At 76.5% G+C, this 26,176-nt stretch carries 30 protein-coding genes; 16 read left to right on the forward strand and 14 right to left on the reverse strand.

Going from position 1 to position 26,176, the window contains the following annotated elements:
* Nucleotides 1-11: 11 nt before the first annotated feature.
* Nucleotides 12-521: a VOC family protein gene (locus CHB98_RS02245; protein WP_089303954.1), complete on the reverse strand. Its 510-nt coding sequence runs from the start codon at nt 519-521 to the stop codon at nt 12-14.
* Between the two features lie 104 nt (nt 522-625).
* Between CHB98_RS02245 and CHB98_RS02250 the strand changes: the two genes are divergently transcribed.
* Nucleotides 626-1,495, forward strand: coding sequence for a polysaccharide pyruvyl transferase family protein (locus CHB98_RS02250; RefSeq protein WP_089303955.1), 870 nt, complete (start codon nt 626-628; stop codon nt 1,493-1,495).
* Here the strand turns inward: CHB98_RS02250 and CHB98_RS02255 are convergent.
* On the reverse strand, nt 1,492-2,628 hold the full coding sequence (locus CHB98_RS02255; RefSeq protein ID WP_089303956.1) for a cystathionine gamma-synthase: 1,137 nt from the start codon (nt 2,626-2,628) through the stop codon (nt 1,492-1,494). The two genes, CHB98_RS02250 and CHB98_RS02255, sit on opposite strands and share 4 nt — an antisense overlap.
* Complete coding sequence (locus tag CHB98_RS02260; protein ID WP_245820864.1) at nt 2,625-4,076, reverse strand: cystathionine beta-synthase; 1,452 nt, start codon at nt 4,074-4,076, stop codon at nt 2,625-2,627. The genes CHB98_RS02255 and CHB98_RS02260 overlap by 4 nt, the downstream gene beginning before the upstream one ends.
* A 68-nt stretch (nt 4,077-4,144) precedes the next feature.
* On the opposite strand from CHB98_RS02260, the gene CHB98_RS02265 reads away from it, so the two are divergent.
* The 6 genes from CHB98_RS02265 (at nt 4,145) to CHB98_RS21325 (ending at nt 9,041) form a co-directional block, all read left to right on the forward strand.
* Nucleotides 4,145-4,924: an aldo/keto reductase gene (locus CHB98_RS02265; RefSeq protein ID WP_089304213.1), complete on the forward strand. Its 780-nt coding sequence runs from the start codon at nt 4,145-4,147 to the stop codon at nt 4,922-4,924.
* 144 nt (nt 4,925-5,068) lie between these two features.
* Complete coding sequence (locus CHB98_RS02270) at nt 5,069-6,085, forward strand: aldo/keto reductase (protein ID WP_089303957.1); 1,017 nt, start codon at nt 5,069-5,071, stop codon at nt 6,083-6,085.
* Nucleotides 6,082-6,870, forward strand: coding sequence for an alpha/beta fold hydrolase (locus tag CHB98_RS02275; protein ID WP_089303958.1), 789 nt, complete (start codon nt 6,082-6,084; stop codon nt 6,868-6,870). The genes CHB98_RS02270 and CHB98_RS02275 overlap by 4 nt, the downstream gene beginning before the upstream one ends.
* Complete coding sequence (locus CHB98_RS02280; RefSeq protein ID WP_245820865.1) at nt 6,867-7,430, forward strand: XdhC family protein; 564 nt, start codon at nt 6,867-6,869, stop codon at nt 7,428-7,430. The genes CHB98_RS02275 and CHB98_RS02280 overlap by 4 nt, the downstream gene beginning before the upstream one ends.
* A complete protein-coding gene (locus CHB98_RS02285) occupies nt 7,427-8,827 on the forward strand; it encodes an FGGY family carbohydrate kinase (protein WP_089303959.1) in 1,401 nt (466 codons plus the stop codon). Before CHB98_RS02280 ends, CHB98_RS02285 begins: the two co-directional genes overlap by 4 nt.
* 49 nt (nt 8,828-8,876) lie before the next feature.
* Nucleotides 8,877-9,041 (forward strand): hypothetical protein, encoded by a 165-nt coding sequence (locus CHB98_RS21325; RefSeq protein ID WP_179224086.1) that lies wholly within the window; start codon nt 8,877-8,879, stop codon nt 9,039-9,041.
* Between the two features lie 18 nt (nt 9,042-9,059).
* Here the strand turns inward: CHB98_RS21325 and hisN are convergent, their stop codons facing one another.
* Entirely contained in the window at nt 9,060-9,866 is an 807-nt protein-coding gene (gene hisN, locus CHB98_RS02290) for a histidinol-phosphatase (RefSeq protein WP_089303960.1), read from the reverse strand.
* A gap of 22 nt (nt 9,867-9,888) precedes the next feature.
* Nucleotides 9,889-10,065 (reverse strand): DUF2795 domain-containing protein, encoded by a 177-nt coding sequence (locus CHB98_RS02295; protein WP_089303961.1) that lies wholly within the window; start codon nt 10,063-10,065, stop codon nt 9,889-9,891.
* A 53-nt stretch (nt 10,066-10,118) separates the two neighbouring features.
* Here CHB98_RS02295 and CHB98_RS02300 point away from each other — a divergent pair, with 53 nt between their 5' ends.
* Nucleotides 10,119-10,655 carry a DUF2087 domain-containing protein gene (locus CHB98_RS02300; RefSeq protein ID WP_089303962.1) on the forward strand — a complete coding sequence of 179 codons (537 nt, stop codon included), beginning with the start codon at nt 10,119-10,121 and terminating at the stop codon, nt 10,653-10,655.
* Nucleotides 10,656-11,000: 345 nt separating this feature from the next.
* On the opposite strand, the gene CHB98_RS02305 is transcribed toward CHB98_RS02300, so the two are convergent.
* The 4 genes from CHB98_RS02305 to CHB98_RS02320 form a co-directional block, all read right to left on the reverse strand.
* Complete coding sequence (locus tag CHB98_RS02305) at nt 11,001-11,900, reverse strand: alpha/beta hydrolase fold domain-containing protein (RefSeq protein WP_089303963.1); 900 nt, start codon at nt 11,898-11,900, stop codon at nt 11,001-11,003.
* Nucleotides 11,901-11,978: 78 nt separating this feature from the next.
* A complete protein-coding gene (gene rsgA / locus CHB98_RS02310; RefSeq protein ID WP_245820866.1) occupies nt 11,979-12,851 on the reverse strand; it encodes a ribosome small subunit-dependent GTPase A in 873 nt (290 codons plus the stop codon).
* A 143-nt stretch (nt 12,852-12,994) separates the two neighbouring features.
* Nucleotides 12,995-14,263, reverse strand: coding sequence for a 3-phosphoshikimate 1-carboxyvinyltransferase (gene aroA, locus CHB98_RS02315; protein WP_089303965.1), 1,269 nt, complete (start codon nt 14,261-14,263; stop codon nt 12,995-12,997).
* A gap of 48 nt (nt 14,264-14,311) precedes the next feature.
* Nucleotides 14,312-15,775, reverse strand: coding sequence for an NAD-dependent succinate-semialdehyde dehydrogenase (locus CHB98_RS02320; protein ID WP_089303966.1), 1,464 nt, complete (start codon nt 15,773-15,775; stop codon nt 14,312-14,314).
* Between the two features lie 132 nt (nt 15,776-15,907).
* Here CHB98_RS02320 and CHB98_RS02325 point away from each other — a divergent pair, with 132 nt between their 5' ends.
* Entirely contained in the window at nt 15,908-16,654 is a 747-nt protein-coding gene (locus CHB98_RS02325) for an SOS response-associated peptidase (protein WP_089303967.1), read from the forward strand.
* A 1-nt stretch (nt 16,655) separates the two neighbouring features.
* Complete coding sequence (locus CHB98_RS02330; RefSeq protein WP_089303968.1) at nt 16,656-18,206, forward strand: fused MFS/spermidine synthase; 1,551 nt, start codon at nt 16,656-16,658, stop codon at nt 18,204-18,206.
* Nucleotides 18,207-18,289: 83 nt separating this feature from the next.
* Here CHB98_RS02330 and ybaK read toward each other — a convergent pair whose 3' ends face one another.
* A complete protein-coding gene (gene ybaK / locus CHB98_RS02335; RefSeq protein ID WP_089303969.1) occupies nt 18,290-18,763 on the reverse strand; it encodes a Cys-tRNA(Pro) deacylase in 474 nt (157 codons plus the stop codon).
* A gap of 199 nt (nt 18,764-18,962) precedes the next feature.
* Here ybaK and CHB98_RS02340 point away from each other — a divergent pair, with 199 nt between their 5' ends.
* Both CHB98_RS02340 and rsrA read left to right on the forward strand, forming a co-directional pair.
* Entirely contained in the window at nt 18,963-19,673 is a 711-nt protein-coding gene (locus tag CHB98_RS02340; protein WP_281251817.1) for a sigma-70 family RNA polymerase sigma factor, read from the forward strand.
* A complete protein-coding gene (gene rsrA / locus CHB98_RS02345; protein ID WP_089303971.1) occupies nt 19,670-20,005 on the forward strand; it encodes a mycothiol system anti-sigma-R factor in 336 nt (111 codons plus the stop codon). Before CHB98_RS02340 ends, rsrA begins: the two co-directional genes overlap by 4 nt.
* Nucleotides 20,006-20,102: 97 nt before the next feature.
* Here the strand turns inward: rsrA and CHB98_RS22940 are convergent, their stop codons facing one another.
* The gene (locus CHB98_RS22940; protein WP_014377707.1) at nt 20,103-20,177 is read right to left on the reverse strand and encodes a 50S ribosomal protein bL37; all 75 of its coding nucleotides are present in this window, start codon (nt 20,175-20,177) and stop codon (nt 20,103-20,105) included.
* 221 nt (nt 20,178-20,398) lie between these two features.
* Here CHB98_RS22940 and CHB98_RS02350 point away from each other — a divergent pair, with 221 nt between their 5' ends.
* Nucleotides 20,399-21,439 carry a biotin carboxylase N-terminal domain-containing protein gene (locus CHB98_RS02350; RefSeq protein WP_089303972.1) on the forward strand — a complete coding sequence of 347 codons (1,041 nt, stop codon included), beginning with the start codon at nt 20,399-20,401 and terminating at the stop codon, nt 21,437-21,439.
* A 54-nt stretch (nt 21,440-21,493) separates the two neighbouring features.
* The gene (locus tag CHB98_RS02355) at nt 21,494-21,718 is read left to right on the forward strand and encodes a biotin/lipoyl-binding carrier protein (protein ID WP_089303973.1); all 225 of its coding nucleotides are present in this window, start codon (nt 21,494-21,496) and stop codon (nt 21,716-21,718) included.
* A gap of 61 nt (nt 21,719-21,779) precedes the next feature.
* Here CHB98_RS02355 and CHB98_RS02360 read toward each other — a convergent pair whose 3' ends face one another.
* Complete coding sequence (locus tag CHB98_RS02360) at nt 21,780-22,259, reverse strand: GNAT family N-acetyltransferase (RefSeq protein ID WP_245820867.1); 480 nt, start codon at nt 22,257-22,259, stop codon at nt 21,780-21,782.
* A gap of 120 nt (nt 22,260-22,379) precedes the next feature.
* On the opposite strand from CHB98_RS02360, the gene CHB98_RS02365 reads away from it, so the two are divergent.
* The gene (locus tag CHB98_RS02365) at nt 22,380-23,873 is read left to right on the forward strand and encodes a sensor histidine kinase (protein ID WP_089303975.1); all 1,494 of its coding nucleotides are present in this window, start codon (nt 22,380-22,382) and stop codon (nt 23,871-23,873) included.
* 105 nt (nt 23,874-23,978) lie between these two features.
* Here CHB98_RS02365 and CHB98_RS02370 read toward each other — a convergent pair whose 3' ends face one another.
* Both CHB98_RS02370 and CHB98_RS02375 read right to left on the reverse strand, forming a co-directional pair.
* Complete coding sequence (locus CHB98_RS02370) at nt 23,979-24,230, reverse strand: WhiB family transcriptional regulator (RefSeq protein WP_089303976.1); 252 nt, start codon at nt 24,228-24,230, stop codon at nt 23,979-23,981.
* Between the two features lie 328 nt (nt 24,231-24,558).
* Nucleotides 24,559-25,581 carry a diacylglycerol/lipid kinase family protein gene (locus CHB98_RS02375; RefSeq protein ID WP_089303977.1) on the reverse strand — a complete coding sequence of 341 codons (1,023 nt, stop codon included), beginning with the start codon at nt 25,579-25,581 and terminating at the stop codon, nt 24,559-24,561.
* Between the two features lie 109 nt (nt 25,582-25,690).
* Here CHB98_RS02375 and CHB98_RS02380 point away from each other — a divergent pair, with 109 nt between their 5' ends.
* The gene (locus tag CHB98_RS02380; protein ID WP_179224088.1) at nt 25,691-26,173 is read left to right on the forward strand and encodes a hypothetical protein; all 483 of its coding nucleotides are present in this window, start codon (nt 25,691-25,693) and stop codon (nt 26,171-26,173) included.
* Nucleotides 26,174-26,176 lie beyond the last annotated feature (3 nt).

The following is a 26,176-nucleotide window of genomic DNA, read 5'->3' on the forward strand; positions in this document are numbered from 1 at the left end:
GGGGTGCCCGCTCAGAGCACCCGGTGGCCGTACATCTCGCCGAGCGGGTCGGCGATGAGCTCGATGCGGGCGCCGTCGGGGTCGCGGAAGTAGACCGAGACGCCGCTGTGCACCTCGTGCGGGACGCCCGCGTCGGTCAGCCGCCGCACCAGCTCCTCCCACCGCTCGGGGTCGACGCTGATCGCCATGTGGTGCAGGCCGCCGAGCACCTCGGCGTACGGGCCCACGTCCAGTCCGGGGAAGTCGAAGAAGGCCAGCAGGTTGCCGTGGCCGATGTCGAAGAAGAAGTGCGAGGAGCCGGGGTAGTCGCGGTTCTCGATCAGCTCGGTCAGCGGGAAGCCCAGGACGTCCTGGTAGAAGCGGACGGTCCGCTCGACGTCGCTGCTGATCAGCGCGGTGTGGTGCAGCCCGCGGGCCGTGGAGGCGGGGCGCTCGCCGGCGGGCCGCAGGTGCGCCGCCCGGATGCGGTCGCGCTCCTGCTCGATGGCGGCGGGGTCGAGGGCGCTGTCGGTGCTGCTCACGGGACGTCCTCCTCGTGGGGCGGTGGTGCCTGCGTCAACCGCTGCGACGCAGATCTCGTTCCCCGGACGTGTCCCCGTCACCTGCCGGTGCGAGTGTGGCGTGCATGCGCGTCCTGCTCGCCGGGTGGTTCAGCTTCGACGAGGTGATCGCCACCGTGGGCGACGAGCTCGGCGCCGACGTGGTGGCCGGCTGGCTCACCGGCCTGGGCGTGGACCACGACGTCGCCTGGGCGCCCTACCTGGATCGCGGCGTGGACTGGCGGGACGTGGACCCGGGCGACTACACGCACCTGGTCTTCGTGAGCGGTCCGCTGGCCGACCGGCCGCTGCTGCGCGAGCTCACCGGCGCCTTCGCCGGCGCGCAGCGCTGGGCGGTCAACGTCTCGGTGGTGCAGGAGTCCGCGCGGGGGCTGTTCCACCGGGTGTGGGAGCGCGACGCGGCCGGCCTGGCCCGCCCCGACCTCGCCGTCGAGGGCCCGGACCCGGACGCCCCGGTGCTCGCCGTGGCGTTCACGCCGGCGCAGGGCGAGTACGGGGAGCGCAGCCGGGCCGAGCGGGTCCGCGGGGCGATCGAGGAGTGGCTGGCCGACCGGGCGCTGCCCTGGTTCGAGCTGGACATGGACCTCTACGAGAAGCCGCACGCCCGCCGCCCGGCCCAGGTCGAGGCGCTCGTCCGGCGGGCCGACGTCGTGGTGAGCATGCGGCTGCACGCGCTCGTCCTCGGGCTCAAGCACGGCCGGCCGGTGGTGGCCTGCGACCCGATCGCCGGTGGCGCGAAGGTGACCAGCCAGGCGGCGGCGCTGAACTGGCCCCTGGTGCTGCCCGCCGAGGAGCTCACCCCCGAGGCGCTGGACGCCGCCCTGCAGCGGGCCCTGTCCGGGGCGCTGGACGGGCGGGTGCGCGCGGCGGCCGGGCGCGGCCGGGAGGGCAACGCCCGCGCCCGCGCCTGGTTCGAGCAGCAGCTGGCCGGCTAGGTGAGGGCCTGATCGAGATCGAGGATGAGGTCCTCGGCGTCCTCGATGCCCACCGACAGCCGCACCAGGTCGCCCGGCACCTCCAGCGGCGAGCCCGCGGCGCTGGCGTGGGTCATCCGCGCCGGGTGCTCGATCAGCGACTCCACCCCGCCCAGCGACTCGGCGAGGGTGAACAGCCGGGCCCGCTCGCACACCCGCAGCGCGGCGTCCTCCCCGGCGGCCAGCCGGAACGACAGCATCCCGCCGAACCCGGACATCTGCTTCGCGGCGATCTCGTGCCCCGGGTGGTCGGGGAGGCCCGGGTACCGCACCGAGGCGACCGCCGGGTGGCCGAGCAGGTACTCCGCCACGCGGGCGGCGTTGGCCTGGTGCCGGTCCATCCGGACGCCGAGGGTCTTGAGCCCGCGCAGCACCAGCCAGTCCGACAGCGGCCCGGACACCGCGCCCATCGCGTTCTGGTGGTAGGCCAGGCGCTCGGCGAGCTCGTCGTCGTCCACCACGAGCGCGCCGCCGACCACGTCGGAGTGCCCACCCAGGTACTTGGTCGTCGAGTGGACGACGACGTCGGCGCCCAGCGTCAGGGGCTGCTGCAGGTAGGGGGAGGCGAAGGTGTTGTCGACGACGAGCAGCGCCCCGGCCTCGTGTGCCACCGAGGCGGTCAGCGCGATGTCTGCGACGTTGAGCAGCGGGTTGGTCGGCGTCTCGCACCAGACCACCCGGGTGCTCGGCCGGATCGCGGCCCGCAGCGCGTCGACGTCGTTGAGGTCGGCCGGCGTGTGCTCGACCCCCCAGCGGGCGGCCACCCGCGAGATGAGCCGGAAGGTGCCGCCGTAGGCGTCCCCGCCCAGGACGACGTGGCTGCCCGGCTCGCACACCGCCCGCAGCAGGGTGTCCTCGGCGGCCAGGCCAGAGGCGAAGGCCAGCGCGGTGCGCCCCTGCTCGAGCGCCGCGAGCGCCTCCTGCAGCGCCGTCCGGGTGGGGTTGGCGCTGCGGGCGTACTCGTAGCCGCCGCGCAGCCCGCCGACACCGTCCTGCTTGAAGGTGGTGGCCAGGTGCAGCGGGACGACGACGTCGCCGGTCGCCGGGGTGGGGTCCTGCCCGGCGTGGATGGCGCGCGTGTTGAAACCGGTCATGCGTCGACCGTAGGAGCCGAGCCGGCAGTCGACACGGACGCGAGGTGGCCGAGCACGTCCTGGCGGGTGACCACGCCGGCCGGCTTGCCCTCCTCGTGCACCAGCAGCGCGTCGGCCGTCCCGAGCGCCGACACCGCGGCGCTGACCGGCTCGCCGGCGCCGATGATCGGCAGCGGCGGCGACATGTGCCGCTCCACCCGGTCGGACAGGCTGGCCCGCCCGGTGAACAGTGCGTCCAGCAACGCCTTCTCCTCCACCGACCCGACCACCTCGCCCGCGGTCACCGGGGGCTCGGCGCGCACGACCGGCAGCTGGCTGACGCCGTACTCCCGCAGGATGTCGATCGCCTCGCGCACCGTCTCGTTGGGGTGGGTGTGCACCAGCTCCGGGGTGGCCCCGCCCTTCTCCCCGAGCAGCTCCCCGACGGTGCCCTGGGTGGCCTGCTCGAGGAAGCCGTAGTCGGCCATCCACTCGTCGTTGTAGATCTTGCCGAGGTAGCCGCGGCCGCCGTCGGGCAGCAGCACCACCAGGACGTCGTCCTTCGTCAGCCGGCGGGCCGCGCGCAGCGCCCCGGCGACCGCCATGCCGCACGAGCCGCCGACCAGCAGGCCCTCCTCGCGGGCCAGCCGCCGGGTCATCGTGAACGAGTCGCCGTCGCTGACGGCGACGATCTCGTCGGCGACGGTGCGGTCGTAGGCCTCGGGCCAGAAGTCCTCGCCGACGCCCTCGACCAGGTAGGGGCGGCCGGTGCCGCCGGAGTACACCGAGCCCTCCGGGTCGACGCCGACCACGCGGACCCGCCCGCCGGAGGCCTCCTTGAGGTAGCGGCCGGTGCCGCTGATCGTGCCGCCGGTGCCCACGCCGGTGACGAAGCAGGTGATCCGCCCCTCGGTCTGCGCCCAGATCTCCGGGCCGGTGGACTCGTAGTGCGAGCGCGGGTTGGCCGGGTTGGCGTACTGGTCGGGCTTCCACCCGCCGGGCGTCTCGCGGGCCAGCCGGTCGGACACCGAGTAGTAGGACCGCGGGTCCAGCGGGTCCACGGCCGTCGGGCAGACGTGCACCTCGGCGCCGTAGGCCTTGAGGACGTCGATCTTCTCCTTGCCCACCTTGTCGGGGCAGACGAACACGCAGCGGTACCCGCGCTGCTGGGCGACCAGGGCCAGCCCGATGCCGGTGTTGCCGCTCGTGGGCTCCACGATCGTCCCGCCCGGCTGCAGCGCCCCGCTGGCCTCGGCCGCGTCCACCATCCGCACGGCGATGCGGTCCTTCACCGACCCGCCGGGGTTGAGGTACTCGACCTTGGCCAGGACCAGGGGCGCGTCCGGCCCCAGGTCGCGGGTCACCGACGTCAGCCGGACCAGCGGGGTGTCGCCCACCAGCTCGATGACGTTCTCGACGTACTGCACGGCCGCGCCCTCCTCGGTGGGCCGGCCGGTCGCCGCCCGCACGGAACCATCCTCCCCGACGGGACGCCGTGCCGGGTGTCGGGCGGCCGGGCCGCGGGCACCCGACCGGCATGACCCCGACCGTCCCCACCGTGCCGCTCCGTGACGGAGGCGCCATGCCGCTGCTGGGCTTCGGCACCTGGCAGATCGCCGGCACCGACTGCTACGACGCCGTCCGCACCGCACTGGACGCCGGGTACCGGCACCTGGACACCGCGACGATGTACCGCAACGAGGCCGAGGTCGGCCGGGCGCTGCGCGACTCCCGCGTGGACCGCGACGAGGTCTTCGTGACCACCAAGCTGCCGCCGCGCGAGGCCGGCCGGGCCGAGCAGACGCTGGCCGCCTCGCTGGACGCGCTGGGCGTGGACGCCGTCGACCTGTGGCTGGTGCACTGGCCGCCCGGCGGTGCCGGCGAGGAGCTGTGGGAGCGCTTCGTCGCCGCCCGCGAGGCCGGCCGCGCCCGCGCCATCGGCGTCAGCAACTACGTCCTCGGCCAGGTCGACCGGCTCACCGAGGCCACCGGCGTCACCCCGCAGGTCAACCAGGTGAGCTGGGCGCCGGCGAGGTACGACGCGGCCGTGGAGGCCGGGCACCGGGAGCGCGGCGTCGTCCTCGAGGGGTACAGCCCGTTCAAGAACACTGACCTGGCCGACCCGGTGCTGCGGGAGGTCGCCGACGCGCACGGCGTCACCCCCGCCCAGGTGGTGCTGCGCTGGCACGTCGAGCACGAGGTCGTCGTCATCCCCAAGTCCGCGACCCCGGAGCGGATCCGGGCCAACCTGGCGGTCGGCGACCTCTCGCTGTCCGCCGAGGAGGTCGCCCGGATCGACGGCCTGGCGCAGGTCTGACCTGCGGCGGTGGGTGCCGTCGTCGGCGTCGGACGGCGGCGCCACGCTCCGCCCGGGCTCGTCACCGGTGCGCCCGGCTGCGGGGGACGGCTCCGCGGAGCCGGCCGGTGGCGGGCCCGGCCGGGGCGGGACGAGGATGCCGGGGTGACCTCTCCCGCTCCCGTCGGAACCCGCACGCTCGGCCGCGACGGCCTGGTCGTCTCCACCCTGGGCCTGGGCTGCATGGGCATGAGCCAGTCCTACGGCGCCGCCGACCGCGACGAGTCGATCGCGACCATCCACCGGGCGCTCGACCTCGGCGTGACCTTCCTCGACACCTCCGACGTCTACGGCGACGGCCACAACGAGGAGCTGGTCGCCGAGGCGATCGCCGGACGGCGCGCCGAGGTGCAGCTGGCCACCAAGTTCTCCCTGTCGCGCAACGACCGCGGGGGCATGGACATCGACGGCCGCCCGGAGAACGTGCGGGCCCGCGCCGAGGCCAGCCTGCGCCGGCTCCGCGTCGAGGTGATCGACCTCTACTACCAGCACCGGGTCGACCCGCGGGTGCCGATCGAGGACACCGTCGGCGCGATGGCCGAACTCGTGCAGCAGGGCAAGGTCCGCCACCTCGGGCTGTCGGAGGCCTCGGCCGCCTCGATCCGCCGCGCCGCCACCGTCCACCCGATCGCCGCGCTGCAGAGCGAGTGGTCGCTGTGGACCCGCGACCTGGAAGGGGAGGTCCTGGGCGTGGCCCGCGAGCACGGCATCGGCATCGTGCCGTTCAGCCCGCTGGGCCGCGGCTTCCTCACCGGCGCCATCCGCGGCCCGGAGGACTTCGCCGAGGACGACTGGCGCCGCGGCCACCCGCGCTTCACCGGCGAGGCCCTCACGGCCAACCTGCGGCTGGTGGACGCCGTCCGGGCGATGGCCGGGGAGAAGGGCTGCACGCCCGGTCAGCTGGCGCTGGCGTGGGTCCTCGCGCAGGGGGGCGACGTCGTGCCGATCCCCGGCACCAAGCGGCGCCGCTACCTCGAGGAGAACGTCACGGCCGCCGCCGTCGAGCTGTCGGGCGACGACCTCGCACGGCTGGCGCAGATCGCCCCGCCCGGGGTGGCGCAGGGCGGGCGCTACGTCGACTCCTCCTACACCTACGGCGACAGCCCGGAGCGCGCCGCGTGACCGTGCCGGCGACGAGGCTGCGGGTGCCCGGGGCCGACGGCGTCGAGGTCGCCGTGCACCGCTGGGGCGCCCCCGGTGACCTGCCGCCGGTGTACCTCCAGCACGGCTTCGTCGCCGACACACGGCTGAACTGGGTCGGCACCGGGACCGTCGGCGTCCTGCTGTCGGCCGGGCGGGAGGTCGTCGGCGTCGACGCCCGCGGGCACGGGCACTCGGACAAGCCGCACGACCCTGCCGCCTACGGGGAGCGCCGGATGGCCGACGACCTGCGGCGGGTGGCCGACGCCCTCGGCCACGACTCCTTCGACCTGGCGGGCTACTCGATGGGTGCGACGGTCGCGATGCTGACCGCGGCCACCGACCGGAGGGTGCGCCGGCTGGTCGTCGGCGGTGCCGGCGCCCCGTTCGTCGAGCCCGGTGGTGCCGAGCGCCACACCGCCCTGATGGCCCGGCTGGCCGCCGCACTGGAGGCGGCCGACGCCGCCGACGTGCGCGACCCCGCCACCGTCGACTTCCGCCGGATGGCCGACGCCCTCGCCGCCGACCGGCAGGCCCTGGCCGCGCACGCCCGTGCGGTGCCCACCCGTGAGGTGGACCTGGCCGTGATCACCGCACCCACGCTCGTCCTCGCCGGCGAGGCCGATCCGCTGGCGGTCCGCCCCGAGGCGCTCGCCGCGGCCATCCCCGGAGCCCGGGTGGCCGTCGTCCCCGGCGACCACTCGACCGCGCTGCGGACGCCCGCCTTCGCCGCGGCGCTGGCCGGCTTCCTCGGGGAGGCGGCGTGACCGAGCTCGCGGGGTCGCCCACGAGCGAGGTCACCCGTGAGCACAGCACCGCTGGACACGTGACCGATCCGGGCTGCGGCGTCGCGCACGGCGCCACGGCCCCCGAGGTCGCCGACCGGGTGCTGGTCGCCGTGTTCGCCTCGCCGGTGGCCGAGGTGCTGCTGCGCTGGGCACCCGAGCTCGGCTACCGGACGGTGCTGCTCGACCCGGACCCCGCCCGCGGCACGGGGGCGCTCTCCCTGGCCGACCTGGTCGAGGACCTCGCCGACGCCGACGTCGTCGTCACCGACCACCACCGGCCCGAGCTCGGCGAGGTGCTGCGCGGGGCGCTGGCCCGGCCGGTGCGCTGGGTGGGCGTGCTGGGCAACCCGCGGCACGAGGGCCCGCACGTGGCGGCGCTGGCCGCGCTGGGGGTGCCGCCGGAGGAGGTGGCCCGGGTGCACCGCCCGATCGGGCTGGACATCGGCTCGCGCACCCCGGCGGAGATCGCGCTGAGCACCCTGGCCGGGCTGCTGGCCGACCGCAACGGCCGCGGCGGCGGCCCGCACCGGCCCCGGTGAGCGACCTCCTGCTCGGCGCCGACGTCGGCACGAGCGGGCTCAAGCTGGTCGCGCTCGACGGGGCCGGCGCCGTCGTCGCCGAGGCGGAGGCCGGCTACGCCGTCGACTCCCCGCACCCCGGCTGGGCGCAGACCGAACCGGCCGCGTGGCGGGTGGCCTTCGACGACGCGCTGGTCCGGATCACGCCCGCCGTGGCCGGGCGCCGGGTCGCCGGGCTCGGCCTGTCCGGGCAGATGCACGGCACCGTGCTGGTCGACGCCGCCGGCGCCCCGCTGGCCCCCGCGGTGCTGTGGCCGGACGGCCGGGCCGCCGCCGAGGTGGCCCGCTGGCGGGCCCTGCCGGACGGCGCCCGCGCGGCGCTGGCCAACCCGCTGGTGCCCGGGATGACCGGGCCGGTGCTGGCCTGGCTGGCCGCGCACCGGCCGGAGCTGGTGGCCCGGGCGGCCGCGGTCCTGCTGCCCAAGGACGCGCTGCGCGCCGCGCTCGTGCCCGGCGCCGACCCGCGGGTCACCGACCGCAGCGACGCCTCGGCCACCCTGCTCTGGGACGTCGTCGCCGACGGCTGGTCGACGCCCGCCGTCGGGGCCGCGGGCGTCGACCCGGGGCTGCTGCCCACGGTGCGGCCGTCGGCCGAGGTCGTGGGCACCGCCGCGCTGCCCGTGGGCGAGGTGCCGGTGGTCGTCGGCGGGGCGGACACCCCGCTGGCCCTGCTCGCCGCCGGGACGCGCACCGGCCGGCAGGTCAACCTGGGCACCGGCGCGCAGGTGCTGCGGCCCGGGTGGACGCCGGTGCCGGCCGACGACCCGCCGGTGCACGGCTACGCCGACGTCGGGGACGGCTGGTACGCGATGGCCGCGCTGCAGAACGGCGGGCTGGCCTGGTCCTGGGTGTGCGGCGTGCTCGGCCTGACCCCCGAGGAGCTCTTCGGCGCCGCCGTGTCCGCCCCGCCCGGTGCCGGGGGCGTGGTGTTCCGGCCGTTCCTCACCGGTGAGCGCGGCGGCGTCGCCGGGCCCGCCGACCGCGGCGCGTGGACGGGGTTGTCCGCGGGCACGACCCGCGCCGAGCTGGCCCGCGCCGCGGTGGAGGGCGTCGTCCTGGCGGTCGGTGCGGCCGCCGACCTGCTCGGCGGGGACGGGTCGGTCGTGCTCACCGGCGGGGGCGGGCGGCCGGCCGTCGTCCGGCAGCTGCTGGCCGACGTGCTCGCCGTCCCCGTGCGGTACCTGCCGCTGCGCAGCGCCTCCGCGGTCGGCGCGGCGCTGCTGGCCGCCCGCGGGGCGGGCGTCCCGGTGCCGGTGCGGCCGGGGGCCGGCGAGCCGGCCGAGCCCCGGGCGGTACCGGAGCTCGCCGCGGTCCGGGAGCGCTGGCGGGCGGAACGGGCGGCGTCCCGGCCGCGTTGACCGGGCAGGCGGGCGGAGCAGCCGCCCCGACGACGTGAGGAGCACCGACGTGGCGTCGCTGTTCACCAAGCTGGTCCAGTTCGCCAACACCCCGAAGGGCCGCCAGGTCATCGACCAGGCGACCGATCGGGCCCAGCAGCTGGCCAAGGACCCGAAGACCCGGGCGAGGATCGACGACGCCCGCCGCCGCTTCCAGGGCGGCCGCGGCCGTTAGGGGCAGGGAGGTCCCTCCTCAGGCCGCCTCGGGTGGAGGCCTGAGCACGGCCAGCGCGGCGTCGTGCAGCAGGCCGTTGCTGGCCAGCGCGCTGCCGCCGGTCGGGCCCGGTGTCCCGGACAGGTCGGTGAACGCCCCGCCGGCCTCGCGCACGATGACGTCCAGGGCGGCGAGGTCCCAGACGGAGACCTCGGGCTCGCAGGCGAGGTCCACCGCGCCCTCGGCGAGCAGCACGTAGCTCCAGAAGTCGCCGTAGGCGCGGGTCCGCCACGCCGACCGGGTGAGGTCCAGGAAGCCGTCGAGCAGGCCGCGCTCCTCCCAGCCGGACAGGCTGGAGTAGGACAGGCTCGCGTCGCCCAGCGCCCCGACCGCCGACACCGTGCAGCGGGCGGCGGACTCCAGCCGCCGGCCGGTCCAGGCGCCGACGCCCTTGGCCGCCCACCAGCGGCGGTTGAGCGCCGGCGCCGAGACCAGCCCGACGACCGGCTCGTCACCGTCGAACAGGGCGATGAGTGTGGCCCACACGGGCACGCCGCGGACGAAGTTCTTGGTGCCGTCGATCGGGTCGAGCACCCACCGCCGCGGGCCGTGGCCGGTCGCCCCCAGCTCCTCGCCGAGCACCGCGTCCCGGGTGCGGGCCCGGGCCAGGGTGATCCGCAGCTGCTCCTCCACGGCCCGGTCGGCGTCGGTGACCGGCGTGAGGTCCGGCTTGGTGTCCACCCGGAGGTCCTGCGCGCGGAACCGGTCGAGGCTGATCGAGTCCGCCTGGTCGGCCAGCACGTGCGCCAGGTGCATGTCCCCCGTGTAGTCCCGGCCCGGTGTCATGGGCACCGAACCTAGCGGGCGCTCAGTCGAAGACCGCGGCGCTCACCCCGCTGGGCCCGTCGTACTCCCGGTCCTCGATCTTCTGCAGGGCGTCCACGACGTCGGAGTCGCTGCCCTTCGCGTGCTCCAGGATCTGTTGCTTGCTGGCCGGGTAGTCCATGCCCTTGAGGGCCTTCTGGATCTCGATGGGGCTCACCATGGGCCCGGGCTACCCGCGACCGCGGCGACCGATGCGCGGATTACGGTCGGGGAGTGGACGCCGCGACGATCGCCGGGCTGCTGGCCGACCCGGCCCGCCTCCGCGTCGTCGCCGCGCTCGCCCTGGGCGCCGGCACCCTGGAGCGGGTCGCGGAGGTCACCGGCCTGCCGCTGAAGGACGTCGTCGTGGCCGCGCGCCGGCTGGGGCGGGCCGGCCTGGTCCGCCGCGACCGGCACCAGCTGGAACTCCTCACCGAGCACTTCGGCGCCGCGGCCCGGGCCGCCGCCGAGGCCGCGCCGCCGCCGGAGCCGCTGTCGGCCGACCCGGCGGAGGACGCCGTGCTGTCCGCCTTCGTCCGCGACGGCCGGCTGGTGTCCATCCCCGCGCAGCACAGCAAGCGGCGTGTCGTCCTGGAGCACCTGGTGCGGGTCTTCGACGCCGGCGTCCGCTACCCGGAGCGGGAGGTCAACGCGCTGCTCGCCGTCTGGCACCCGGACACCGCCGCCCTGCGCCGCTACCTGGTCGACGAGGGCCTGCTCACCCGCGAGGCCGGCCTCTACTGGCGGATCGGCGGCTGGGTCGACGTCTGAGGCTCCCCGCGATCATGGCGCCGTGACCACCGGGGGAGCCTTCGGAGCGGTCGCCGCGCCATGATCGCGGAGCGCACACTCGGACGCTGTGCTCCATCGTGCGGCGGCGCACCGGGTGGCCGCCTGCGACGGCCGGTGACCCGACACGTCCCCGCGGGGACGTCCGTGGACGACCGATACCGCATGTGCTCCGGCCGGCCACCGGGTGTCCGTCCACGCCACGGACGTCCCCGGAGGAAGGCGCGTCACGTCCTCGCCTCCACGCGTCACCGCGGGGACGTCTCGGCGTCCCGCGGCTACGGCGCCCCACCGTCGGCGGCACGGGGGACGACCGGGCCGTCGGCGTCAGCCGTCGAGGACGCGGGCCATCAGCCGCCGCGCCCGTCGCCCCTCCGGCACTGGCAGGAGGGGGTGCACGTGGACCAGGCCCGGCTCCTCGTGGTGGTCGACCTGCACCCCGGCGGCACGGGCGCGGCCGACCAGCAGCCGGGTGTCCGGGCTGGTGATGTCCCGGGTCCCGCTGAACACGGTCAGCGGGCCGAGCCCGGCCAGGTCGCCGAACAGGGGGCTGACCCGCGGGTCCTCCAGCGGCAGGTCGCCCCGCCACAGCTCGATCGCCGCCCGCGTGCCGGGCCGGGCGAGCCACGGGTCGTGTGGCTCGACGAGGTCGATCTCGGGGTTGGCCAGGGTCAGGTCCACCGCGGGTGAGATGAGCACCGTCCGGTGCAGCGGCGGCACGCCCCGGTCGCGCAGGAGCATCGCCGCGGACAGCGCGATCTGCCCGCCGGCGGAGTCACCCAGGACGGCGACCTGCCCGGCGCCGTGCCGGTCGACCAGCGCGGCGATCAGGTCGGCGACGGGAGGGACGACCGTCGCCGCGGTGCCCACGGGCGCCAGCGGGTAGATCGGGACGGTGAACGCGGTGCCGGTGCGGGCGGCGAGACCGGCGACGAGCCGCCAGTGCAGGGGGTGGACCTGGTTGACCCAGGCGCCCCCGTGCACGTACACGGCGGCCCGGATCGGCGTCCGGGAACGCGGCAGGACGCGGTAGACCGGCCAGCCGGTGTCGTGGCGGACGTCCACCTCGACCCGGACCGGGCGCAGTCCCCGCGGCGGCCCGTACGGGACCGGCCGCACCTGGCGGTCCTGTACGCCGCGCAGCATGGCCGCCGGGTCCTCGAACTCCCGCCGGAGACCGAGGAGGCGGAACAGCGGGGGCAGCAGGCGGCTGGCGGGGCTCGGCATGGGGCCTCTCTACCCGAGCCGGACCGTGCCGCCGGGGTCGACCCGACCACCTCCCGTGGTCGGGGTCGTCGCGGGAGCTCAGTACCCCGGGCCCAGCTGGCCGACCGCGTCGAGCAGCCGGCGCAGGCTCTCCAGCCGCTCCCTCCGGGCGGGCGGGCCGGCGGCGGCCCAGGCGTCGAGCGCGCAGTCGGGGTCCTCGGCGGTGTGCCCGCAGCCGGGCGGGCAGTCGACCGCGGCCTCGGCCACGTCGTCGAACGCGGCGACGACGTCCTCGGCGGTCACGTGGGCCAGGCCGAACGAGCGGATGCCCGGGGTGTCGATGACCGTGCCCCCGCCGGGCAGGTCCAGCAGCACCGCCGAGGACGACGTGTGCCGGCCCTTGCCCACCTTGCTCACGTCGCCGGTCGCCCGGAAGGCATCCGGCACCAGCCGGTTGACCAGCGTGGACTTGCCGACGCCGGACTGCCCGACGAGCACGCTCATCCGCCCGGCCAGCCGTGCCAGCAGCGCGTCCAGCGGCGCCTCCCGCGACATCGGGACGGCGTCGACGTCCAGGCCGGCGTAGCGGTCGAGCAGCGGCTGCGGGCTGGCCAGGTCGGTCTTGGTGAGGCAGAGCAGCGGCTCCAGCCCGCCGGCGTACGCGGCCACCACGCAGCGGTCGAGGAAGCCCAGCGCCGGGTCGGGGTCGGTGACCGAGGTGACGACGACCAGCTGGTCGGCGTTGGCCACCACCACCCGCTCGGCCGGGTCGGTGTCGTCGGCCGTGCGCCGCAGCGAGGTGGTGCGGTCCTCGATGGCGACGATGCGGGCCAGCGAGTCGGTGCGCCCGCTCGTGTCGCCGACCAGCCGCACCCGGTCGCCGACGACGACGCCGTGCTTGCCGAGCTCGCGGGCGCGCATCGCGGTGACCTCCACCGGCGCGCCGTCCGGGCCGCCCACCCGCACGGTCATGCGGCCGCGGTCGACCGCGACCACCAGCCCCGGGACGGCGTCGGAGTGACTCGGCCGGGTCCGGGTGCGCGGCCGGGAGCCGCGCCGGCCGGGCCGGACCCGGACGTCGTCCTCGTCCGACCGCTTGTCGTGCCGGCGCGGACTCAGTGCCCGGCCCCCAGCATCGCGTCCCACCGCTCGACGAAGTCCGGCAGCGTCTTGCCGACCGCCCCCGGGTCGCGCACCTCGACGCCCTCGACGGCCAGCCCGAGGACGGCGGCGGCGTGCACCATCCGGTGGTCGGCGTAGGAGTCCAGCACCGCCGGCCGGCGCGCCCCCGGGGTGACCACCAGCCCGTCCGGCAGCTGCTCGACGGTCGCGCCGACCGCGCCGAGCACCTCGGCGAGGGCCTGCAGGCGGTCGGTCTCGTGGCCGCGCAGGTGGCCGATGCCGGTCAGCCGGGAGGTGCCGTCGGCCAGCGCGCACAGCGCCGCGAGCACCGGCGTCAGCTCGCCCACCTCGCCGAGGTCGGCGACCAGCGGGCGGACCACCGGACCGCCGGTCACCCGCAGGCCCTCGTCGGTGCGCGCCACGGCCGCGCCCATGGCACCCAGCAGGTCGTCCAGCCGGCCGCCGGGCTGGGTGGTGGACGCCGGCCAGCCGGGCACCGTCACCCGCCCGCCGGTGACCAGCGCGGCCGCGAGGAAGGGGGCGGCGTTGGACAGGTCGGGCTCGAGCACCTCGTCGCGCGCCGCGACCGGGCCGGGGGCCACCCGCCAGCCCCGCTCGGTGCCGGCGACGTCGACGCCCCGCTCGCGCAGCGACGCCACGGTCATCTCCACGTGCGGCATCGAGGGCACCCCGCCGGCGAGGGCGAGGTCGAGCCCCTCGTCGAAGCGGGCGGCGGCCAGCAGCAGCCCGGAGACGATCTGCGAGGACTCGCGCGCGTCGACGGTCACCGCCCCGCCGCGCACCCGCCCGGTGCCGTGCACGGTGAACGGCGCCCGGCCGCGGCCGCCGTCGTCCACCGGCACGCCGAGGTCGCGCAGCGCCGCGAGCAGGCCCGCGTTGGGCCGCTCGTGCAACCGCGGGTCACCGTCCACCCGCACCGGGCCGTCGGCCAGGGCGGCCACCGGCGGGAGGAACCGCAGCACGGTGCCGGCCAGGCCGGCGTCGACCTCGGCCGGCCCGCGCAGCGGCCCGGGCGTGACCACCCAGTCGGGGCCGTCGTCCTCGATGCGCACCCCGAGGGCGCGCAGCGCGGCGGCCATCAGGTCGGTGTCGCGGGCCCGCAGCGGCCGGACCAGCCGGCCGGGCCCGTCGGCCAGCGCGGCCAGGACCAGCCCCCGGGCGGTCAGCGACTTCGACCCCGGCAGCGGCACGACGGCGTCCACCGGGGTGGCGCGGTGCGGCGTCGCCCAGACCTGGCTCACGGGCCCATCCTGCCCAGGTGGCCGGGCCGGGGCGACGGCCACACCCGCTCAGCCCCCGGCCGGCTTGGTCGCCTTCTTGACGGGCACGGTCCGCACCAGCCGCCGGTTGGCGAACTCGAACATCGCCAGCTCGGAGAGCTCGCGGCCGTAGCCGGAGCGCTTCACGCCGCCGAACGGCAGCTCGGGGGAGGAGCCGGTCGGCTGGTTGATCCACACCATGCCGGCCTCGAGCCGCTCGGCCACCGACCGGGCGCGGTCCAGGTCGCTGCTCATCACGGTGGCGCCCAGGCCGAAGTCGCTGTCGTTGGCCAGCTGCACCGCCTCGTCGGCGTCCCGGACCCGGTAGACGACGGCCGCCGGGCCGAAGAGCTCCTCGCGGTAGGCCCGCATCTCGGGGGTGACGTCGGTGAGGATGGTGGCCTCGACGAAGGCGCCCGGGTGCTCGGGGCGCGTGCCGCCGGCGACGACGGTCGCGCCCTTGTCGATGGCGTCCTGGATCTGCGCGTGCAGGTCCTGGGCCGCCCGCTCGCTGGACAGCGGGGCCAGCGAGGTCGACGGGTCGGCGGGGTCGCCGGGGGCGAAGGTGGCGAACGCCTGCTTGAGGCCCTCGACGAACGGCTCGAAGAGCTCCTCGGTGACGATCAGCCGCTTGGACGCGGTGCACGCCTGGCCGGTGTTCTGCATCCGGCCCATCGTGGCGGCCTTCACGGTCGCGCCCAGGTCCTCGGCGTCGAGCACGATGAACGGGTCGCTGCCGCCCAGCTCGAGCACCGACTTCTTCAGGTGCTTGCCGGCCAGGGCGCCGACGGCGCTGCCGGCGCGCTCGCTGCCGGTCAGGGTGACGCCCTGGATGCGCGGGTCGGCGATGACCTGCTCGACGTCGGCGATGCGCAGGAAGGTGTTGGTGAAGACGCCCGCGGGCGCCCCGGCGTCCAGGAACAGCCGCTCGATGGCCACCGCGCACTGCGGCACGTTCTCGGCGTGCTTGAGGATGACGGTGTTGCCCAGCACCAGGTTGGGGCCGGCGACCCGGACCACCTGGTAGAAGGGGTAGTTCCACGGCTCGATGGCCAGCAGGACGCCGACCGGCCGGGTCTCGACGACGGCCTCGCCCCCGCCGAACATCGGCTGGATGGACGTCGGCTCCAGGAAGCCGGGGCCCTTGTCGGCGTAGTACTTCAGGATCATCGAGCAGAGCTTCAGCTCACCGATCGCCTCGTCCCGCCGCTTGCCCATCTCCGTGGTGATGAGGGCGGCGAGGTCGTCCCGGCGCTCGTCCATCAGCTTGGCGGCGCGGGCCACGACGGCGGCGCGGTCCGCGACGGGCCGCTGCCGCCACTCCTGGTAGGCGGCGTGTGCGCGCCCGACGATGCCGTCGATCTCCTCGGTGGGGGTGTGGTCGAACTCCTGCTCGGTCTCGCCGGTGAAGGGGTTGACCGTCGCGTAGCGGCGCTCGCCGGACTCGCTGGCGGTCTTCGGGTGCTCGGTCGGGGGGTGCTGGGTCGCGGTCACGCGGGTGATCCTCGTCGCTCCGCGGCGGGACGTCGAACGCCGATCCGCCGGTCTCCGCCGCCGGGGACCGTCCCCGGCCCCGCCTAGAGTCGAGGGCGACCGCATCGTCCGGCCTGACCGGGAGGTACCACCGTGTGTGGCCGCTACGCCGCCAGCCGCCGTCCCGAGGACCTCGTCCTGGAGTTCGAGGCGGTCCCCGCCGAGGGGCAGGCCCCGCTGCCGGCCGACTACAACGTGGCGCCCACCAAGGACGTCCACGTCGTCCGGCACAAGCGGGAGCGCGACGCCGAGGGCGCGCCCACCGGCGCGGGGCACCGCGAGCTGCGCGCCGTCCGCTGGGGGCTGGTCCCGTCGTGGGCCAAGGACGCGTCCATCGGCAACCGGATGCTCAACGCCCGCGTCGAGTCGCTCACCGAGAAGCCGGCCTTCCGGCGCGCCGCCCGCTCCCGGCGCTGCCTGGTGCCGGCCGACGGCTGGTACGAGTGGGCCCAGCGGCTCGACGGCCCCGGCAAGCAGCCGTACTACATGACCCCGCGGGACGGCTCGGTGCTCGCCTTCGCCGGCCTGTGGGAGGTGTGGGGCGAGGGCGAGGACCGGCTCTACACCTGCACGGTCGTCACGGCGCCGGCCGTCGGCGCGCTCGCCGAGATCCACGACCGGATGCCGCTGGTGCTGCCCCGCGACCGCTGGGCGGCCTGGCTGGACCCGGCCCGCGACGACGTCGCCGAGCTGGCCCCGCCCACCCCGCCGGAGCTGGTCGAGGGCCTGGAGCTGCGGCCGGTCAGCCCCCGGGTCAACAGCGTGAAGAACAACGGCGCCGAGCTGACCGCCCGCGTCGAGTCGGTCGCCGCGCCGGCCGACCAGCCCGCCCTCTTCTGAGGTGACCGGCACCGAGGAGGCCCTGACCGGCGCCGGGCCCCGGGCCGGCGGAGCCGCCCTGCCCGACCGGGTGGCCGCCGCCGTCACCTTCCTGTCCTCCGGCGCGGTGCTCGTGCTGGAGATCGCCGGGCTGCGGCTGATCGCCCCCTACGTCGGCATCACGCTGCAGACCAACACCGCGGTCATCGGCTTCGCGCTGGCCGCGATCGCCGTGGGCGCCTGGATGGGCGGTGCGCTGGCCGACCGCACCGACCCGCGCCGGCTCATCGCGCCGCTGCTGGTCGCCGGCGGTGCGCTGGTCGTGGCCGTCCTGCCGCTGGTGCGCTTCGCCGGGTCGCTGTTCACCGGCGCCGACGCCGGCAGCGTGCTGCTGCTGGCCGCGGTCGCCGTCGTCGTCCCCGCGGCGCTGCTGTCGGCGGTGCCGCCCATGGTGGTGAAGCTGCAGCTGGCCAGCCTGGCCGAGACCGGCTCGGTGGTCGGCCGGCTGTCCGGCATCGGCACCCTGGGCGGGATCGCCGCCACCTTCCTGACCGGCTTCCTGCTCGTCGCGTTCTTCCCGACCAGCGGCATCCTCGTGGGCACCGGGCTGCTCACCGTGCTCACCGGCGTGGCGGTCGGCGTGCTGCTGCGGCGGCGGACCGGTGGTGCGGCCGGCCGGGTGCCGGCGGCCCTGCTGCTGCTGGCGCTGGCCGGCACGCTGCTCGCGGCGGTCGCGCCGAGCCGCTGCCAGGCCGAGACCGCCTACCACTGCGCGCGGGTGGTGGCCGACCCGGAGCGGGAGACCGGCCGGGTGCTGCTGCTGGACACCCTGCGGCACTCCTACGTCGACCTGGCCGACCCGACGTACCTGGAGTTCGACTACGTCCGGGCGATCGCCGCCGTGACCGACGTGACCGCGCCCGCGGGCGACCCGGTGTCGGCGCTGCACCTCGGCGGCGGCGGGGCCACGCTCCCGCGCTACCTGGCCGCGGTCCGGCCGGGCACCGAGAGCCTGGTGGTGGAGGTCGACCCCGGCGTGGTGGAGCTGGACCGCGAGCAGCTCGGGCTCACCGAGACCGGCGGGCTGCGGGTCGAGGTGGCCGACGCCCGCGTGGCGCTGGGCCAGGAGCCGGCGGGGGAGCGCGACCTCGTCGTCGGGGACGCCTTCGGCGGGCTGTCGGTGCCCTGGCAGCTGACCACGGTCGAGGCCATGGGGCTGGTGGACCGCGCGCTGGCCGACGACGGCGTCTACGTGGCCAACCTCATCGACCACCCGCCGCTGGACTTCGTCCGCGCCGAGCTCGCCACGCTGCACGCGGTCTTCCCGCACGTCGCGCTGCTGGCCCGGGACGCCCTCCTCGCCGGGGAGGACGGCGGCAACGTCGTCGTCGTGGCCTCCCGGCAGCCGCTGCCGCTCGACGCGGTCGCCGGCGCGCTGGGCGACCGCGGCCTGGACTGGCAGGTGGCCTCCGGCGAGCGGCTGGCCGGGTTCGTCGGGGACGCCGGGGTGCTCACCGACGACCACGCGCCGGTCGACCAGCTGCTCACCCCCTACGCGACGGCGGCGCGCTGAGGTTCGCCTCCTCGCCGGCGATCACGGCGCCGGGGCCACCCATCGGCGTCCCGGAGTGGTCGTGGCGCCATGATCGCGGGGGCTCAGCGGGCGATGGGCGCGGTCCGGGCCCTCGTCAGCCGCACCAGGTCCGCGGGCGCCAGCTCCACCTGCACGCCCCGCCGTCCGGCGCTGACCAGCACGGTGGCGAAGCCCAGCGCCGACGCGTCGAGGACGGTGGGCAGCGCCCTCCGCTGGCCGAGCGGGCTGATGCCGCCGACCACGTAACCGGTCGCCCGCTCCGCGTCGGCCGGCTCGGCCATCGCCGCCCGCCGCCCGCCGGTGGCCGCGGCCAGCGCCTTGAGGTCCAGGCTGCCGGCCACCGGGACGACGGCGACGGTGAGGGCGCCGTCCACCCGGGTGACCAGCGTCTTGAGCACCTGCCGCGGGTCCGTGCCGAGCGCGGCGACCGCGGCCTCCCCGTGCCCCTGCCCGGCGGCGTGGTCGGGGTCGTAGGAGTGCAGGACGTGGGCGACCCGGGCCCGCTCCAGGGCCCGCACCGCGGGGGTCGCCGCCACGGCGCCGGAGCCTAGTGGCCGGGGCGGGCGGGGAATGGCGACCCCGGCCCGTGCGGTTGATCCCCCCGTGAGCAGCACCCTCTCCACCAGCGCCCGCCAGCGCGCAGCGCTCCGGCGGCCCCCGGGCCACCCCGGGGCCGCGCGGCTAGGATCGTCGGAGGCGGTGGCCCGCGCCCGGGCGCCGCAGAGAGGACGGTCGGTGCCTGAGGAGTCCGCGGACCGCACGCCCGAGACGACGACCGCCGGGACCGTCGAGGCGACCGCGCCGGTCGAGGTGCCGGAGGCCCGCGAGGGCGGCAGCCGCACGGAGGTCGACGAGACCCGAGCCGCGCGCGACGCCCGCTTCGAGCGCGACGCGCTGCCCTACCTCGACCAGCTGTACCCGGCCGCCCTGCGGATGACCCGCAACCCGGCCGACGCCGAGGACCTGGTCCAGGAGACGTTCGTGAAGGCCTACTCGGCCTTCCACCAGTTCGCCGAGGGCACCAACCTCAAGGCCTGGCTGTACCGCATCCTGACCAACACCTACATCAACAGCTACCGCAAGAAGCAGCGGCAGCCGCAGCAGTACCCCACCGACCAGGTGCAGGACTGGCAGCTGTACGCCGCCGAGGAGCACAGCTCCAGCGGCCTGCGGTCGGCGGAGATCGAGGCGCTGGACCACCTGCCGGACTCCGACATCAAGGAGGCCCTCCAGCAGCTGCCGGAGGACTTCCGGCTGGCGGTCTACCTCGCCGACGTGGAGGGGTTCGCCTACAAGGAGATCGCCGAGATCATGGGCACGCCCATCGGCACGGTGATGTCCCGCCTGCACCGCGGCCGCCGCGGCCTGCAGAAGCTGCTGGCCGACTACGCCCGCGAGCGTGGCTTCGTCCGGGCCGGAGCCGGGGAGGAGGCGAGCCGTCCGTGACCAGCGACCCGCGTCCGCACGCCGGCGAGCCGATCGAGGTGCACTCCTGCGACGACGTGCTGTCCCACGTGTTCGAGTTCCTCGACCACGAGACGGAGCCGGCCCGCCGCCAGGTCATCGCCGAGCACCTCGAGGAGTGCTCGCCCTGCCTGCGCCAGTTCGGCATCGAGCAGGAGTTCAAGGCTTTGGTGCGCCGCCGGTGCGGGGGCGACAGCCCGCCCCCCGGGCTGAGGGACCGGATCAAGCTGCAGCTGACCACCGTCTCCTTCGAGGAGGACGGCACCCAGGTGAGCGTGGAGCGGATCACCGTGCAGCGCACGCAGGAGCACTAGGCGGCGCACGCAGGGGCACCCCATCCCCTGCACCGCCGGATGCGAGCGGCCCAGGACCACCCGGTCCTGGGCCGCTCGCATCCGGTGCGCCTGGCGCTCAGGCGTTGGGGCGCTTGCCGTGGTTGGCCTTGTTCCCCTTGCGGGAGCGCCGCTTGCGTCCACGCTTCGACATCGCTGCCCTCCTCTCGCGACTGCGGTGGGCCCGGTGCAGGCCCCTGGACACCTCCGGGTGACCCGGGCCGCGTGGTGGACGCGGGATGTCGGTGGGACCCGTCAGGCTGGGCGCCCAGCCTCTCACGGGCCGGATCGGCACCGTGCCCCTGTGGCGGTGCGGGCCGCCGACGGGTCAGGCTGGACCGGGACGGCGCAGGTCGGGGGAAGGCGGTTCGGGACGTGGCACCCGTCGGGATCGAGAGCGTGCTGGTGGCCGGCCGAGGGCCGGCCGCGTGTGCCGTGGTGGCGGCCTGCTCCCGCCTGGACGTGAAGACGGTCGCCGTCCACTCCGAGGCCGACCGCGCCGCCCGGCACGTGCGCCTGGCCGACGAGGCGATCCTGCTGGGCCCCGCGCCGGCCACGGAGTCCTACCTCGCGGTGGACCGCATCGTGGAGGCCGCCCGCCGCACCGGCGTGCAGGCGGTCCTGCCGGTCCCCCCGGCGCTGGCCGGCAACGCCCGGCTCGCCGGCGCGGTGGTCGCCGCCGGCCTGACCTGGGTCGGCCCGTCCGCGGCGGTGTTGGAACGGCTGGGCGGCGACGGCGTGGAGCCGGCCAGCGAGCGCGGCTTCCTCGCCCTGGTCACCGACGGGGGGCTGCGCTGCACCACCCCGGTGTCCCGCGACCGCGCCGCCGGCATCGCCCGCGTCTCCTGGACCCCCGACGAGCCGGTCGAGCTGCCCCCGGCCGCCAAGCGGCTGCCCGAGGTGGGCTGGCGCGGGCTGGTCACGGTCGGCATCGCCCCGGACGGCGAGCTCGCCGAGGTGGCCGCCGGCTTCTCCCTCGACCTCACGGTGCTGGAGCGGGCGCACGGCGTGGACGCCGTCGAGCTGGCGCTGCGCAGCGCCTCGGGCGGGTCGGCCGCCGACGCCGGCACGGGTGCCCCGCCGCGGCGGGCGGTGAGCGTGCAGCTCCGGTCCACCCTCCCGCCGGGCCAGGGCGGCCGGGTCACCGGCCGGCTGCCCCGGTCGGGCCGGCACACCGCCGGCGCGCCCGGCGCGGAGGTCGTGGCGGTCAGCGGCTACGACCCGGGCGACCGGCTGGACCGCTGGTACGACGCGCTGCTGGCGACGGTCAGCGCGGGTGCGCCGGACACCGCCACCGCCGCCCGGGCCGCCAGCGAGGTGCTGAACGCGGTGTCGGAGGTCGGCGTCCCGCACGACGGCCCGGAGGTCTGCGCCGTGCTCGAGCGGCTCGCGTCGGGCAGCCCCGCACCCGCCTGAGCGGTGGGCCGGGCCGTGCCAGGATGGACGTCCGGACACGCAGGGGAGGGACCGGTGGCGGTCGAGGAGATCCACGCCGAGATGGTGTCGAGCGTGTGGAAGGTGCTGGTGCAGCCGGGCAGCGAGGTGGACGCCGGCGACACCCTCGTCGTCCTCGAGTCGATGAAGATGGAGATCCCCGTGCTCACCGAGCGGGCCGGCACCGTCCGCGAGCTGCACGTCGTGGAGGGCGAGGTCCTGCAGGAGGGCGACCTCATCGCCACCGTCGCCGACGGCTGAGAAAGGACCCCGTCCTCCCCGCCCTCCGCACGCTCAGGGCGGGACCCGGGACGGGGCCGCGTCAGAGGTCGAGGGCGTAGACGAGCAGGTCGATGCCCGGGCGCGGGGACCAGTCCCGCTCCGGCAGCCGGGCGAAGCCCATCCGCGCGTAGAGCCGCTGCGCGGTCCGCATGCGCCGGTCGGTCGACAGCACCACCCGCCGCTTGCCGGCCGACCGGGCCCGCTCCACGCAGGCGGCCACCAGCAGCGCGCCGAGCCCCCGGCCCTGTACGGCGGGGTCGACGACGAGCATCCGGAACGCCGCCTCGGCGTCGGACTCGGTCACCTCGCCGAAGTCCCCGGCCAGCACCAGCGCCACGCTGCCGACGACGCGGCCGGCGTCGTCCCGGGCGACGAGCAGCTCGGCACGGTCGGCCCGGCCGGCCACGTCGCGCAACTCCTCCCCGTACTCGGGCGCCGCCAGCCCGCCGCCCAGGTAGACGTCGGAGGTGAGCTGCGCGATCCGCGGCCAGTCGGCGGAGCGGGCGGGCCCGACCGTCACGGCCGGCGCTCCGGGCGACGAGGACACGGTGGGGAGCCTAGGCGGCGCCGGTGCAGGTGCCCGCCGCGAGCCTGCGAGGGGCAGGGGGCAGGGGGGTCCTTTCTCTAGGCTCGGGCCACCATGAACAGCCTCTCCGAACGCCTCACCCAGGGCTCGGCCTCCGCGCCGGCCCAGGTCGACCACGCCCGCCGGCTGGTGGCCGACTGGCAGCTGCTGGCCGACCTGTCGTTCGCCGACCTGACGCTGTGGGTGCCGCTGCGCACCGGCGCGTGGTGGTGCGTGGCCCAGGTGCGCCCGCTGACTGCCCCGACCAGCCAGCCCGACGACCTGGTGGGCTCGGAGGTGGAGGGGGCGGACGCGGCGCCCTTCGTGGTGGCACACCGGGAGGGCCGCCCGGTGACCGAGGGCGAGCCGGACTGGTCGGGCAGCACCCCGCGGCGGAGGGAGGTGGTGCCGGTGCGGCACGACGACGTGGTCGTCGCCGTCCTGGCGCGGGACACCAACCTGGCCGTGACCCGGTCGCCGTCCACCCTGGAGCTCACCTACCTCGACATCGCCGCCGACCTGTGCCTCATGGTCTCGGCCGGCACCTTCCCGCCGCGCAAGCCGCTGGACGGCGAGCTGAGCCCGCGGGTGGGCGACGGCCTGGTGCGGCTGGACGCCGCCGGGCGCGCGGTCTACGCCAGCCCGAACGCGCTGTCGGCCTACCGCCGGCTGGGCGTGACCGGCGACGTCGTCGGTGCCGACCTGGCCCGCCTGACCCGGGACGCCGCGGTGGACCGGGTGGCCGGTGAGGCGGTCGCGGCGGGCATCCGGGCCGCGGTGACCGGGCGCTTCCCCGACCCGATGGACGTGGAGAGCGTCGCGGCCACCCTGCTGGTGCGGGCGCTGCCCCTGCAGGCGCCCGGCGCCGAGGAGGGCGCGCTGGTGCTGGTCCGCGACGTGACCGACCTGCGCCGCCGGGACCGCGCGCTGCTGACCAAGGACGCGACGATCCGGGAGATCCACCACCGGGTGAAGAACAACCTGCAGACCGTGGCGGCGTTGCTGCGGCTGCAGGCGCGGCGGATGACCGAGCCCGCCGCGCGCGAGGCGCTGGAGGAGTCGGTGCGGCGGGTGTCGTCGATCGCCGTGGTGCACGAGACGCTGGCCGGCAGCCGCGAGGACGTGGTCGACGTCGACGACGTCCTCGACCGGGTCCTGCCGATGCTCGGCGACCTCACCTCGGTGGGCCCGGCGGCCCGGACCCGGCGGGCCGGCCGGTTCGGCGAGCTGCCGGCCGAGGTCGCGACCCCGCTGGTGCTGGCGGTCACCGAGCTGCTGCACAACGCCGCCGAGCACGCCTTCCCCGACGGCAGCCCGGGCTGCATCGACCTGGTGGCAGCGCGGGACGGCGACGACCTCGTCGTCCGGGTCGTGGACGACGGGCGCGGCCTGCCCGCGGGCTTCGACCCGTCGGCCAGCGAGGGGCTGGGCCTGCAGATCGTGCGCACCCTCGTGACCAGCGAGCTGGGCGGCAGCCTGGCGATGAGCAGCCCGCCGTCCGCTCCTGCGGACGGCGGCGGCACCGAGGTGGTGCTCACCCTCCCCGGTGCCGGGAGGGTCCGGCGCTGACCGGCACCCGCACGCCACGAGGCCGGCCCGGGCATCCCGGACCGGCCTCGTGGGCGGTGCTGTGCGGCGTCCGGGGTCGAGCCCGGTGCCGGCGGTGCGGTGTGCTCAGGCGGTGCGGACGCGGGTGCGCGCCTGACGGCGCTTGAGTGCGCGCCGTTCGTCCTCGGACAGCCCACCCCAGACACCGGAGTCCTGCCCCGCGCGCAGTGCCCAGTCCAGGCACGACTCGACGACGGGGCAGCGCCGGCACACGGCCTTGGCCTGCTCGATCTGCCCGAGGGCGGGGCCGGTCGTCCCGATGGGGAAGAACAGCTCCGGGTCCTCGTCGCGGCACAGGGCGCGGTGGCGCCAGTCCATGGCCGTGTTCTCCTCGATGTCGTCTACGGTGGTGTGCAGTCGTCGCCGGCCTCGGACCGATCCGCAGGCCGGCACCGGGGTGACCAGCGCCATGGCACAGCGACTTCATGCAGGTGTTACCGACAGGTTGCTTTGCTCCCGCGATGTTTTCACGGCGAGGGGACCTGTCAAGGAGAACCGGGTGATCGGTCGAGCCCTCGTGAGCAAGCTCACCACGGGCGTGGTAGGGCCGCCACTCGACCGGTCGGCGCTCCCGCGCGCTGCGGTGACAGCGCGTCCACTCCGTGAGAAGTCGCAGGTCACGGGCCGGTAGCGGAACCGGCCGGTGTCAGACGACGACGGTGAGCGCGTCGGGCACGCTGACCACCCGCAGCCCGGTCGCCGTCCCCAGGTGGTCGCCGTCCAGCTGCCAGCCCTGCGGGCGGCGGGCGGTGAGCGTCAGCTCGGGCAGGTCGTGCCAGCGGTGGACGCCGTCGCCGCGGACGTCCGGCCGCGCGGCGAACGCCGCCCGCACGTGGCGGACCATCCGCAGGACGCCGGTGCGGCCGAGCGCGAAGACGTCCAGGCCGGAGTCGAAGGAGGCGTCCGGGGTCGGGTTGACCGCGCGGGCCCCCAGGTAGGTCCACGGCGAGACGTTGGAGACCAGGCACAGGAACAGCCCGTCGACGGCCGGCTCGCCGGGCAGCTGGGCCGTCATCGCGGGGTCCCGGCGCTCGCGGCCGAGCACGAACGCGCCGGTCGCCTCCTGGACGTAGAGCAGCCCGGTCGAGCGGCGCCCGCGGGCGCGGTGGGCCTCCACCCGGCCGATGACGTCGGCGTCGAAGCCGAGGCCGGCGGAGAAGACGAACCAGCGTGGCTCGGTCCACCCCGGGGACGCCGCGGCCCCCGCGTCGGCGGCCGCCCGGGCCAGCGCCGGGTCCGGCAGCCGGGCCGGTGCCGTGCTGACGCCGCGGGCGCTGGCCGTCGCCAGCGAGATCCGCCGGGTCCGGCCGGCGCCCAGCGAGTCCAGCACCTCGGTGGCCGCGGCCAGCGGGTCCCGGGCGCGGCCGAGCGCGCGGGCGAACACGTTGGTCGACCCGCCCGGCACCACGGCCAGCGGCGGGACGTCGGCGCCCGGCCCGTCGTGCAGCAGGCCGTTGACCACCTCGTTGACCGTGCCGTCGCCGCCCAGGGTGACCACGACGTCGACGCCGTCCACGCAGGCCTTCCGGGCGAGCTCCGCGCCGTGCCCGCGGTGCGTGGTCTCGGCGAGCTGGACGTCGAGCCGGCCGGCCAGGGTGGCCAGCACGCGGTCGCGCACCCCGCGGCTGGTCGTGGTCGCCACCGGGTTGGCCACCACGAGCGCACGCATGCCCGCCAGGCTAGCCAGCGCGGCGGCCCGCCTCGGCGTCGGCGGATGCGGGCTGCGGGGCCCGCGGGACGGCGGCCCGCCGGGGTGCCGCGCGCGTACCCTCCCGACCGTGAGCGAGCAGTCCGGAGCCAGGCCGCCGCGGGACCGCCGGCGGGCCGAGCGGCTGCTCGGGGGCGCCGCCGAGCCGGCCGCGCCGCGCCCGCGCCGGGAGCGCCCCGAGGCTCCCCCCGCCGTCCGCCGGGCCGCGCTGGTCGCCGGGGTGGAGGCGGCCGCGATCGCCGCGGTCGCGCTCTGGCTGCTCGTGCTCACGGTGACCTCCACGCCCGACAGCGTGTCGCGCGCGCTGGCCGAGGTCGTCTACGTCGGCTTCTTCGCCGTGCTGCTGGGCTCGGCGGCCGTCGGGTTGTGGCGGCTGTCGCCGTGGTCCCGCGGCCCGGTGGTCTTCCTGCAGCTGCTGCTCGGCCTGTTCGGCTGGTACTCGGTCGCCGAGTGGGGCGGGGCCTGGGTCGGCGTCCCCGTCCTGGTGCTGGTGGCCACCGAGCTGTACCTGCTGGCGACCCCGGAGGCCCGGCTGGCGTTCCTCGAGCGCTGAGCG

The sequence above is a fragment of the Geodermatophilus pulveris genome, from assembly GCF_900188375.1.
GTDB classification, from domain to species: domain Bacteria; phylum Actinomycetota; class Actinomycetes; order Mycobacteriales; family Geodermatophilaceae; genus Geodermatophilus; species Geodermatophilus pulveris.

Bases quoted from the DNA above. Each gene is read 5' to 3' on its own strand.
- CHB98_RS02370 (WP_089303976.1), bottom strand. From the start codon at position 24,230: ATGGACTGGCGCCACCGCGCCCTGTGCCGCGACGAGGACCCGGAGCTG.
- CHB98_RS02305 (WP_089303963.1), bottom strand. From the start codon at position 11,900: ATGCCGAGCCCCGCCAGCCGCCTGCTGCCCCCGCTGTTCCGCCTCCTC.
- CHB98_RS02365 (WP_089303975.1), top strand. From the start codon at position 22,380: ATGAACAGCCTCTCCGAACGCCTCACCCAGGGCTCGGCCTCCGCGCCG.
- CHB98_RS02295 (WP_089303961.1), bottom strand. From the start codon at position 10,065: ATGGTGAGCCCCATCGAGATCCAGAAGGCCCTCAAGGGCATGGACTAC.
- CHB98_RS02250 (WP_089303955.1), top strand. From the start codon at position 626: ATGCGCGTCCTGCTCGCCGGGTGGTTCAGCTTCGACGAGGTGATCGCC.
- CHB98_RS02255 (WP_089303956.1), bottom strand. From the start codon at position 2,628: ATGACCGGTTTCAACACGCGCGCCATCCACGCCGGGCAGGACCCCACC.
- hisN (WP_089303960.1), bottom strand. From the start codon at position 9,866: ATGACACCGGGCCGGGACTACACGGGGGACATGCACCTGGCGCACGTG.
- CHB98_RS02375 (WP_089303977.1), bottom strand. From the start codon at position 25,581: ATGCGTGCGCTCGTGGTGGCCAACCCGGTGGCGACCACGACCAGCCGC.
- CHB98_RS02265 (WP_089304213.1), top strand. From the start codon at position 4,145: ATGACCCCGACCGTCCCCACCGTGCCGCTCCGTGACGGAGGCGCCATG.
- rsgA (WP_245820866.1), bottom strand. From the start codon at position 12,851: ATGACCGTGCGGGTGGGCGGCCCGGACGGCGCGCCGGTGGAGGTCACC.